This window comes from uncultured Algibacter sp. (genome assembly GCF_963976535.1).
Taxonomy (GTDB): Bacteria; Bacteroidota; Bacteroidia; order Flavobacteriales; family Flavobacteriaceae; genus Algibacter_B.
This window is the reverse complement of the sequence record NZ_CAXBLF010000084.1, coordinates 1-10,399: the sequence shown is the minus strand read 5'-3', so window position 1 is coordinate 10,399 and position 10,399 is coordinate 1. Positions and strand designations below refer to the sequence as shown.

At 33.4% G+C, this 10,399-nt stretch carries 10 protein-coding genes; 1 reads left to right on the top strand and 9 read right to left on the bottom strand.

What is annotated here, in order from left to right:
- Nucleotides 1-160: 160 nt before the first annotated feature.
- Nucleotides 161-1,744 carry a carboxylesterase family protein gene (locus AAC024_RS14910; RefSeq protein ID WP_339896291.1) on the bottom strand — a complete coding sequence of 528 codons (1,584 nt, stop codon included), beginning with the start codon at nucleotides 1,742-1,744 and terminating at the stop codon, nucleotides 161-163.
- A 192-nt stretch (nucleotides 1,745-1,936) separates the two neighbouring features.
- Here AAC024_RS14910 and AAC024_RS14905 point away from each other — a divergent pair, with 192 nt between their 5' ends.
- Nucleotides 1,937-3,439, top strand: a complete 1,503-nt coding sequence (locus tag AAC024_RS14905) for a mannosyltransferase (RefSeq protein WP_339896290.1) — start codon at nucleotides 1,937-1,939, stop codon at nucleotides 3,437-3,439.
- A gap of 69 nt (nucleotides 3,440-3,508) precedes the next feature.
- Here AAC024_RS14905 and AAC024_RS14900 read toward each other — a convergent pair whose 3' ends face one another.
- From AAC024_RS14900 to AAC024_RS14865, 8 genes are all read right to left on the bottom strand, one after another.
- Entirely contained in the window at nucleotides 3,509-3,889 is a 381-nt protein-coding gene (locus AAC024_RS14900; RefSeq protein ID WP_339896289.1) for a hypothetical protein, read from the bottom strand.
- A gap of 159 nt (nucleotides 3,890-4,048) precedes the next feature.
- Nucleotides 4,049-4,459 carry a bleomycin resistance protein gene (locus AAC024_RS14895; RefSeq protein ID WP_339896288.1) on the bottom strand — a complete coding sequence of 137 codons (411 nt, stop codon included), beginning with the start codon at nucleotides 4,457-4,459 and terminating at the stop codon, nucleotides 4,049-4,051.
- Between the two features lie 13 nt (nucleotides 4,460-4,472).
- Nucleotides 4,473-4,694: a hypothetical protein gene (locus AAC024_RS14890; RefSeq protein ID WP_339896287.1), complete on the bottom strand. Its 222-nt coding sequence runs from the start codon at nucleotides 4,692-4,694 to the stop codon at nucleotides 4,473-4,475.
- A gap of 14 nt (nucleotides 4,695-4,708) precedes the next feature.
- The gene (locus AAC024_RS14885; protein ID WP_339896286.1) at nucleotides 4,709-5,032 is read right to left on the bottom strand and encodes a hypothetical protein; all 324 of its coding nucleotides are present in this window, start codon (nucleotides 5,030-5,032) and stop codon (nucleotides 4,709-4,711) included.
- 48 nt (nucleotides 5,033-5,080) lie between these two features.
- A complete protein-coding gene (locus AAC024_RS14880; protein WP_339896285.1) occupies nucleotides 5,081-6,607 on the bottom strand; it encodes a bifunctional GNAT family N-acetyltransferase/carbon-nitrogen hydrolase family protein in 1,527 nt (508 codons plus the stop codon).
- 2 nt (nucleotides 6,608-6,609) lie between these two features.
- Complete coding sequence (locus tag AAC024_RS14875; RefSeq protein ID WP_339896284.1) at nucleotides 6,610-7,587, bottom strand: deoxyhypusine synthase family protein; 978 nt, start codon at nucleotides 7,585-7,587, stop codon at nucleotides 6,610-6,612.
- Complete coding sequence (speB, locus tag AAC024_RS14870) at nucleotides 7,574-8,509, bottom strand: agmatinase (protein ID WP_339896283.1); 936 nt, start codon at nucleotides 8,507-8,509, stop codon at nucleotides 7,574-7,576. The genes AAC024_RS14875 and speB overlap by 14 nt, the downstream gene beginning before the upstream one ends.
- 4 nt (nucleotides 8,510-8,513) lie before the next feature.
- Nucleotides 8,514-9,965 carry an arginine decarboxylase gene (locus tag AAC024_RS14865; protein ID WP_339896282.1) on the bottom strand — a complete coding sequence of 484 codons (1,452 nt, stop codon included), beginning with the start codon at nucleotides 9,963-9,965 and terminating at the stop codon, nucleotides 8,514-8,516.
- Nucleotides 9,966-10,399 lie beyond the last annotated feature (434 nt).

Sequence of the window (10,399 nt, the reverse complement as noted above, 5' to 3'; positions counted from 1 at the left end):
TATATTGATTGATAATTAGTTATGTCTATTTTTTTAGAAAATCAGCAAGCCCTAAATAAGAACAAAGCGACAAAAATTCACTATTTTTTGATTGAACATTAAATTTAGCTTTATGACTAAAATTGTTAGTAGATGTTATGTATGTTATTAAATTTTTATTCTAGTTCCACCAATAAGGAAAACCTGAATCGTCAAAAAATCGAATTCTATAATCTAAAGATGCTGGTACTAATTTAGTTTCTGTATCTATTTTCATAATCATAGGCGATTCGTTATTGGGTTCAACAGCAGGCCACTTAGGGAATTGATCCCCATTGGGGTTACCTGTTTTGATAAAGTTAGAAAAGTAACCCTGTATAATAGCTGATACTTTATAGTCATTCTCTGAATAATTGAAATCAGTCACTAACGGAAGGTTTCCCCACGAATAAGCAATTTCCTGAGCATGGTAAGCTCCAAGCGGCGGTTTGTATGTTGCCATGTCAACTGATTTATGCGGCGGATGCACCTTGGTATACAAGTACCTATACACAGGTTGACCGCTATGTTTACGATGCAAATCAAACCACTTCCACGCACCCAGTCCAATGAACCGTATTGAGGCTAAATCTATGGCGGACCATATAATTTCGTCTTCAGTTTCATGAGGAAACATCGCTAAAATTTTTTCAGAGTGGACAGGATACAATTCCTTGGTAATATTTACGAAGTTTGCCTTGGTGTAGTTGGGACCTCTAAGATAGACTTCTGGAGGTAATTCAACAGAATTCCAGCCAATTAATAATGGAATGTTAGCCTGTTCTTGGGCTTTATAAATGTCAGGTATATCTTTTGTGAAAACATAATTATCTAAAGTTGGTGTATAATCAAAAGAATTCGAGTTCTTGTAAATATCAAGAATGTCTTCTGTACGTGCTTGTCTCAATTCGGCAATGGTTTTGAGTCCTGATTTCTCTTGTGCCAATGCGCCTCTTTTTTCAGCTTCCTCCATAGACAAAAGAGGAATTACACCACCACTTGACCCAATAGCACCTGCAATTAAATCTCTTGATAAAGGCGATGTTATTAGAGAAAGAACCGACCACGATCCAGCCGATTCTCCTGCGATTGTGATGCGGTTTGAATCGCCTCCAAATACTTCAATGTTGTTCTCTACCCATTGTAAGGCGAACTGCTGATCCATATAACCATAGTTTCCAGATCCATTATAGCCGGTTTCTGCGCTTAATTCCGGATGTGCAAAAAAACCAAAAATATTAAGTCGGTAATTTATGGTAACTACTATCATTCCTTTTTTGGCCATACTGGAGCCTTCCAATTGAGGTCCTGAGCCTTCTCCTGCCATTAAACCACCTCCGTGAATGTTTACTAAAACAGGTAATTTCCTATCTCCAACATCTCTGGGCTTCCAAACATTTAAATACAAGCAATCTTCACTTATTTTATCTTCATCAAAATTTACCCAATCTGCAAATTTATATTGCATGGCTATATTACCGTATTTCTGGGTTTTTAAAACACCTTGCCAAGGCTCAGGTTTTTGTGGCGCTTTCCATCTAAGATTATCAACAGGAGGTTGGGCGTAGGGTATTCCAAGGTATTTTTCAACTGTACCATCTTCACTTAAGAAACCCTCAATAATTCCAGATTCTAATTCTTTTTGCAAAGCATTGTCAACCGGAGAATTCGTTTTGCATGATATTGCAATTACGATACTGAATAAAAGTAATATTAATCTGTTCATAGATTTCCTTTAAATAATTACCACCAACTGATGACTGATAAGAAATCGTTTTAATATTTTTTATCAAGCACTAAACGAAGTTAGCTATTTTTTTTACCAAAATCAAGTAAGCAATTCCCATTCATTAAGACAAACAAATAATCATATATTTACCAGATGCTTTTAAACCCAACGTTTTTAAAACTTAATAAAATGCCACTATTAATGGTATTATTAAGCATGTTATGTTATTGGGCTTTTGCTTACGATTTATTGAGAACAGATTATTTAAAACTCATCACACTTTACACTGTGTTGTTTGTTTTGTTCTATATATTGGTGCAGCGTTTTAAAAGTAATACTCAATTCTTAACGTATTTAGCTTTTGGGTTTCGAGCCATTTTTATATTGGCTATCCCAAACCTATCACAAGATTTTTACCGCTTTATTTGGGATGGCCGAATGATTTTAGAAGGTATAAACCCCTATTTGTTTACAGTAGATTGGTTTATAAGCCAAGGTGAGTTTCCTGTGGCAGAAGCACAAACATTACGCGAAGGTATGGGCGACTTAAATGCTGGCCATTTTACTAATTACCCGCCCATAAATCAGCTTTTTTTTAGCATTGCTGCGCTGTTTGCTGGAAAAAGTATTTTAGGTTCGATAGTCGTCATGCGATTACTGATTATTGCTGCCGATTTTGGGACGCTTCACTTTGGAAAAAAACTTTTAGAAAAACTGAATATTCCCGTTTATAATATCTTCTGGTATATATTAAACCCGTTCATCATTATAGAACTTACCGGTAATCTGCATTTTGAAGGCGTTATGATTTTCTTTTTAGTGTGGAGTTTGTATTTGCTTTATATGGGCAAATGGCAATTTGCGGCGTTAGTTTTGGCGGTATCTATTTCTGTTAAACTGATTCCTTTAATCTTTTTGCCTTTGTTTTTTCAGTGGTTTGTTTTTGGAGGCTCGAAGACGGTAGAAAAAACACCCCTAAAGTCCCCTCAAGGGGACAATGATAACGGCATTGCGAACGAAGTGTGGCAATCTACTTCTATGGATGAGATTGCTTCACTTCGACTGCGCTCAGTGCAGGCTAAGCCCGCTCCTCGCAATGACGTAAAGAAGGTTTCAACTGCGCTCAACCTGACACGATTAGTTGGATTTTATGTCATAGTCATTATTACAACACTCCTACTTTTTGCACCATTCTATTCCTCAGAATTCATAAACAACTACTCAAAAACGGTGGCGCTTTGGTTTCAAAACTTCGAATTTAATGGCAGTATGTACTATATAGCCAGAGAAATTGGATACTTATTTAGAGGCTACAACGAAATTGCCATTATTGGAACTGTAACGCCCATACTTGTTATTCTGTTTGTTATAATTATCACGTTTTTTAGAAGAAACAAGACACCAATTGAGCTTATTACAGCCATGCTACTGGTATTATCATTCTACTATTTTACAACCACTACGGTGCATCCTTGGTATGTGGCTACACTTTTATTTTTATCGGTATTTACTAAATATAAATTTCCGTTGGTTTGGAGTTTTGTTATCATACTTAGTTATTTGGCTTATATAAACCTTAATAAAGCAGATAAATCTGAAAATCTTTGGGTTATTGCTTTAGAGTATGCAGTTGTTTATGGCGTTTTTATTTGGGAAGTCTTCATAAAAAAAGCTCCCATAAAGGAAGCCTGAATTTTTGTTTTATGAGATGCTAACACGCTCTTAGACTCCACCCAGTGAAAGAGTTCAGCACAACAAGAACTACAACTTTTCTAGTTTCGTGATGGTATTCGTTTCATCTTCATCATCCATTCCATCTTCATCCTTTGATAGTTTTAAATCTCTATTAAACGTGATTTTAAACTTAGTCCCTACAAAAGTTTCAGCGTTTAAATCGAAAGCTGTTAAAACCCCATCATCAACTTTATGAAACGTTAAGGTCTGCGCTTCTCCATCTCTGTCTTTTGTTATAAAATTATAACCATAATCTTCTTTACCGTCGTAAGTAGCATAAACTATTAATCCTTCTTGAGCTTCAACTTCAAGAATAGTATCATTTAAATCTATTGGAGCCTTAAAACTTGACAGTGTTAAAAAAACCAATATTAAACCACCCAATACAATTAATTTTTTTTTGTTCATTATATAAAAAATTAAAAAGTTAACTAAAATTCTATTTTCGGAAAACACTTACTCAATACAAGTTATAATTGACATAAATTTAATTAAAAACAACTGATAGTCATTACATTAAAGATACTTTTTATTCTGTTTTTTGAATTAATTTTATGAGTCCTAATTTTAAGTAAACATATTTTCTGGATTTTTAAAACATTTAAATTCCAACATATAATCGTTTGGATCTTTTATAAAGAATGAGTTGTGTTCTCCAGATTTATCTTTCAAAAAATTATTTTCCTCAACTAAATGTAAATTTTTATTTCTGAGCTTAGCATAAATCGCTTCCCAAACATTTATATCTAAAACTATACCAAAATGAAAAGACGGTAATATTTTACCCTCAAATACATAATTAGGACTATTAAAATTGAATTTTTCGGCTTTAATAAATGTTAATTGATTTCCAAACAGATTAATATCTACCCAATTTTCCGTGTTTCTACCTAAGGTGGCACCAATGTTATGGATATAAAAAATTTTGGTTGCTTTTATACTTAAACATGGTAACGACATATGAAATGTTGTGCTCATACTTATATATTAATTAAAGAGGTTTAAGGCTTTCTACTATATAGATAGGATTTTCATCATCTCCGTCTTCAATGAACGTAATTCTGAAATCTTTATCAATTAAACTTTTGTCATTTCTTAAGTCATATTGTTTTAAAACACGCGGATGCACCTCCTCAAAGGCTAGCTCATCGCCGTTTTCAAACCAAAAATTGTAATAACCGTTTTTGTAGGATTTAAAAGCGGCAGTTCTCATAATACTAAATTATTTTAATCGTTATCTTCTGTATCTTCGTCAGCTATTTCAGGATCTTGGACAGCTTCTGGATCATCGTTATCAAAGTTTTCATAATCATCTTCATCATAATTTTCCATAGTTACTACTAGTTTCGAACTCACTTTCACCAAATACTTGGTGTCTTCAGTAATGACTTCAACAGCCTCAATCATGTCATTATGTTGGTTTCTAAAAGATATAATTTGATCATCATCATAACCATCAGGGTATCTTTCAACTAATAGGGCTAGTATTTCTGGGGTTAATTTTTTAAAATCAACAATGACTCGTTTTAAATTATCATTTCTGTTTTTCATTTTTATGGGGTAAAAAAGTTAGTTACAAGTTAAAGATACTATTTATCATTATTTAACACGAATAACATCGTAAAAATCTTTTCTTCTGTCTTTTAAATTTTTAACGGCGCCAAAAGAATGCAATTCTCTTAATAAACTTAAATCAACATCTGCAACTAAGATCATTTCTGTATTTGTTGTAGCTTCTGCTTTAATTCCATTACTAGGAAATGAAAAGTCACAAGGCGTAAATACAGCAGATTGCGCATATTGAATATCCATATTATTTACATTAGGTAAATTACCTACACTCCCAGAGATTGCAACATAACATTCATTTTCTATAGCACGTGCTTGAGCACATAATCGAACACGAGAATATCCATTTTGTGTATCTGTTAAAAAAGGAATAAATAAAATATCCATGCCCTCGTCTGCTAATAACCTTGAAAGCTCTGGAAACTCAGAATCGTAACATATTAAAATTCCTATTTTTCCGCAATCGGTTTCAAAAGTTTGTAATTTATTACCGCGTTGCATGCCCCAAACTTTAGCTTCATCTGGAGTTACGTGAATTTTTTCATAACGCTCTAAACTACCATCTCTACGGCATAAATAACCTACATTAAATAATTTATTATCAATGAGTTCTGGCATGCTTCCTGTGATAATATTAATATTATACGAAATGGATAATTGTTGCATTTTTTCAACAATGACCTTAGTATATTTAGCTAATTCTCTAATAGCATCTGGCTCGTGCATATGATTATACTTTGCCATTAATGGTGCATTGAAAAATTCTGGAAATACAGCAAAATCTGACCTATAGGCTGCTACACTATCAATAAAATACTCCACTTGCTGCATTAAATCGTCCAATCCTTTATATGGACGCATTTGCCATTGTATTAAGCCCAATCGAACAATTGTTTTTACTGTACTAGCCTTTTTATTAGGCTTTGTATAATAGATGTTGTCCCATTCCATTAAAACAGCATATTCGTTTGATGCTGTATCACCTTCTAAATAACCTTTTAAAACACGAACTGGATGAAAATCGTTAGATATTTGAAAATTTAAAACAGGATCATGAATTTCTTTACGTTTTACTTTTTCAATGTATTGTTTTGGTGTTAGTTCTTTATGTTTATGGAAATTAGGCATTCTACCTCCAAAAACAATGCCTTTTAAGTTTAGGTTTTCGCAAACTTCTTTTCTATAATCATACAGTCTTCTTCCTAAACGCAAGCCTCTATACTGTGGTTTTATAAATACATCAATCCCATAAAGTACATCGCCATCTGGATGGTGATTTTTAAAAGATTCTCCACCTATAATATCCTCATAAGTGTGCTCATCGTCAATACTATCGTAATCTACAATAAGAGATAATGCACAGCCTGCGATGTCTCCATCAATTTTTATAATAACCTGTCCTTCAGGAAACATAGATGTTAAATCTTCTATATGATGCTTTTTCCAATAAGAATTTAGTACGCCACCATAGGACTCTAGAGTGGCTTCTTTTAGTTCTTTAAAATCATCAACAGTTAAATACTTAAGTTCTATATTATCAATTTTATTTTCTTCCATGATTATTGTCCTAATAAATAAGCAAAAATTAATGGTGCAACAATAGTTGCATCACTTTCTATTATGAATTTTGGTGTATTTATATCTAACTTTCCCCAAGTGATTTTTTCATTTGGCACAGCCCCAGAATACGACCCATAACTTGTTGTAGAATCCCTTATTTGACAAAAATAACTCCAAAACGGAGTATCTGAACGTTCCATATCTTGATACAACATGGGCACCACACATATTGGAAAATCACCTGCGATTCCTCCACCAATTTGGAAGAAACCAATGCCATTTTTAGAGTTCTCGGTGTACCAATCAGCTAAAAAAGTCATGTATTCAATACCCGATTTCATGGTGCTAGCTTTTAATTCACCTTTTAAAACGTAACTCGCAAAAATATTTCCCATGGTACTATCTTCCCATCCAGGACATACAATCGGCAAGTTTTTTTCTGCAGCAGCGTACATCCAAGAATCTTTTAAATCGATTTCATAGTATTGCTCTAAAACTCCAGATAACAACATTTTGTACATATACTCATGCGGTAAATAACGTTCGCCTTTAGCTTCAGCATCATTCCAAATTTTAAAAATATGCACTTGTAAACGACGGAAAGCTTCTTCTTCAGGAATACACGTATCTGTAACACGGTTTAAACCTTTTTCTAACAAATTCCATTCATCTTGAGGTGTTAAATCGCGATAATTAGGCACGCGTTTGTAATGCGAATGTGCTACCAAATTCATAATATCTTCTTCTAGATTTGCACCTGTACAAGAAATGATTTGCACTTTATCTTGACGAATCATTTCTGCAAAACTTTTACCTAACTCTGCTGTACTCATAGCTCCTGCCAAAGACACTAGCATTTTTGCACCATTATTTAATTGATCTTCATATCCTTTTGCTGCATCAACTAAAGCCGCTGCATTAAAATGTAAATAATGTTTCTCTATAAATTGAGAAATAGGGCCTTTAGTAGTTGTCATCGTCAGTAAATTTTAAAGTGTTCTTTTTATGTTCTGTATTATCGTAAGCGTTATCATAATTATCTTCCGTAGCATCATTCATAAATTTATAGCTTAACATCTTATAATATAATTTTGCTGCTAAAAAATTTGATGATTTTTCTTTGTTATCTGGACAAAGCTCAACAATATCAAACCCAACCACGTTCTTTTCTTGAAACACTTGTTTTAAAAAGTCAAGCGTTTCATACCATAATAAACCACCAGGTTCTGGTGTTCCAGTACTTGGCATAATTGAAGGATCAAAGGCATCTAAATCGAAAGTGATAAATACACTATCTGTCATTTGGTCGATAGCAGAATCCATCCAAGTATCATCCACAGCCATATCATGAGCAAAATAGGCTTTATCCTCATCCATAACCGTTTTTTCGATGATGTCCATTGAGCGAATCCCTACTTGAATTAAATTGGTGTTTTGGCTCGCTTCATAAACAGCACAAGCGTGATTACAAGTAGAACCATCGTATGACTTGCGTAAATCTGCATGCGCATCAATATGTAACACGGTTAAACTTGGATACATTTCGTTAAACGCTCGAATAGTACCAATAGAAATAGAATGTTCACCACCAAAAATGGTTACAAACTTATTTTTTTTGATGTATTTTTTAGTGGCTTGGTGTACCGCATCAACCATAGCTTCAGGCGAGCTGTTTTCTGTAACAGCCTCAGCTAAAAAGACACCTTGTTGATATACCTCGGTACCTGTTTCAATATCATAAAGTTCCATGTTTTCGGAAGCTTCTAAAAAAGCTTCAGGACCTTTATCTGCTCCTTTTTGCCAGGTACTAGTGCCATCATAAGGCACAGGAATTAAAACAATTTTTGCTTGCTCTAATTTGGCAAATTCTTCTGGAATTCCAGCGTATGTTAGTTTCATTTTTTTAGTTGTAAGTTTCGGTCAATTCGAAAACCTCTTTTTTGGCAATAACCTTTTGAGGTTTATCGTAACCTAAAATTTTAAGTAAGTCTTCACTTTTTTGTTGTTCACAAAATACTTCTGTAGTGATATTTCCGTCTGCATCTCTATCAATTAAAATATGCTTTGGCGACGGAATTAAACAGTGTTGCAAACCACCAAAACCACCAATAGATTCTTGGTAAGCACCCGTATTAAAGAAGCCGATATACAAAGGTTTATCTTTATTGTATTTTGGCATATAAATAGCATTCATATGCTGCTCACTATTATAATAATCATCACTATCACAGGTTAAACCACCTAACAACACACGCTCGTAACTATCTTGCCAACGGTTTACAGCCAATAAAATAAAACGTTTATTAATAGCCCAAGTATCTGGTAAAGTCGTAATGAAAGATGAGTTTATCATGTTCCACTTTTCACGATCGTTTTGCTGTTTTTGATATAACACTTCGTAAATTGCTCCACCACTTTCTCCAACAGTAAAACTTCCAAACTCGGTAAAAATATTTGGCACATCAACTTCTTCTTCTTCGCATGTTAATTTTATTTGATTTATAATTTCATCAATCAAATACTCATAATCAAAATCAAAAGCCAACGAATTTTTTATAGGGAAACCTCCCCCAATATTTAAGCTATCAAGCGTCGGACAAATCTTTTTCAAACTGGTATATACCTTCAAACATTTTAAAAGCTCATTCCAATAATAGGCGTTATCTCTAATTCCTGTATTTATAAAAAAATGGAGCATTTTAAGTTCTACTTTCTCATTATTAGCAATCTGATTTTTGTAAAACGACACAATATTCTTATAGCCAATACCTAAACGAGACGTATAGAATTCAAACTTTGGTTCCTCTTCTGAGGCTATTCTAATTCCAACTTTAAACTTACCGCCAATTTCTTGTGATAGCAAATCAATTTCCTCGTAATTATCAATAATAGGTATGGCGTTTTTATGTCCATTATTTATTAATCGCGCAATATTTGTAATATACTGTGTGCGCTTAAAACCATTGCTAATTACAAACGTATCATTGGTAATTTTGCCTTCTGCCTTTAAACGTTCTACAATATCAATATCAAAAGCCGAAGACGTTTCAATATGGATATCATTCTTTAAAGTCTCATCTAAAACATGTTTAAAATGTGAGCTTTTAGTACAATAACAATAGTTGTAGCCGCCTTTATAATTGTACTTTTTAATAGCCTTAGCAAACCATGTTTTCGCTTTATTAATATTGTTAGATATTTGCGGTAAATACGTAAATTTTAATGGCGCACCATACTGTTTTGTAAGCTCCATTAAATCAACTCCATGAAAATGCAACTGCCCCTTATCAACTTTAAATTCCTCTTGTGGAAATTCAAAAGTTTGATTGATTAAATCAATATATTTTGTATTCAATGTAATGTAATATTTTAATAAAAGTTAAAGATGTAATTGGTGTATTAACTACACGTTCAGTCAATAAAAAATTAACAATATCAAATACGAAACTCTCTTCGAGTTGTAGGCACAAAGCCATATTCATGCTGTATAGCATATATAGGAGAAACGGAAGTTAGCTTTAAAATTCGGTTGCTTAATCTGTAAGCAGCTTTTGAATATGACTTCCTAATTTTCAAAAGCCCGAACATAGAAACAAGGTTCAAAGTGTTCAGCTATTCTTTAAGTTATTAACCTAAAAAGAGTTACAAAAGTAGTTCATTTTTTGACACACCAAACATTTTTGGTTTTTTTTTGAAAATATATTTTCTGGGCGTTACCCTAAGGGTCGGGCTATACATTACAAGTCCTCGCTCGTGCCTCACTGTGGGCTTTCCATTGCTATCCCTAAC

Coding starts and splice junctions, on each gene's coding strand:
- AAC024_RS14910 (WP_339896291.1), bottom strand. CDS start 1,744: ATGAACAGATTAATATTACTTTTATTCAGTATCGTAATTGCAATATCA.
- AAC024_RS14905 (WP_339896290.1), top strand. CDS start 1,937: ATGCCACTATTAATGGTATTATTAAGCATGTTATGTTATTGGGCTTTT.
- AAC024_RS14900 (WP_339896289.1), bottom strand. CDS start 3,889: ATGAACAAAAAAAAATTAATTGTATTGGGTGGTTTAATATTGGTTTTT.
- AAC024_RS14895 (WP_339896288.1), bottom strand. CDS start 4,459: ATGAGCACAACATTTCATATGTCGTTACCATGTTTAAGTATAAAAGCA.
- AAC024_RS14890 (WP_339896287.1), bottom strand. CDS start 4,694: ATGAGAACTGCCGCTTTTAAATCCTACAAAAACGGTTATTACAATTTT.
- AAC024_RS14885 (WP_339896286.1), bottom strand. CDS start 5,032: ATGAAAAACAGAAATGATAATTTAAAACGAGTCATTGTTGATTTTAAA.
- AAC024_RS14880 (WP_339896285.1), bottom strand. CDS start 6,607: ATGGAAGAAAATAAAATTGATAATATAGAACTTAAGTATTTAACTGTT.
- AAC024_RS14875 (WP_339896284.1), bottom strand. CDS start 7,587: ATGACAACTACTAAAGGCCCTATTTCTCAATTTATAGAGAAACATTAT.
- speB (WP_339896283.1), bottom strand. CDS start 8,509: ATGAAACTAACATACGCTGGAATTCCAGAAGAATTTGCCAAATTAGAG.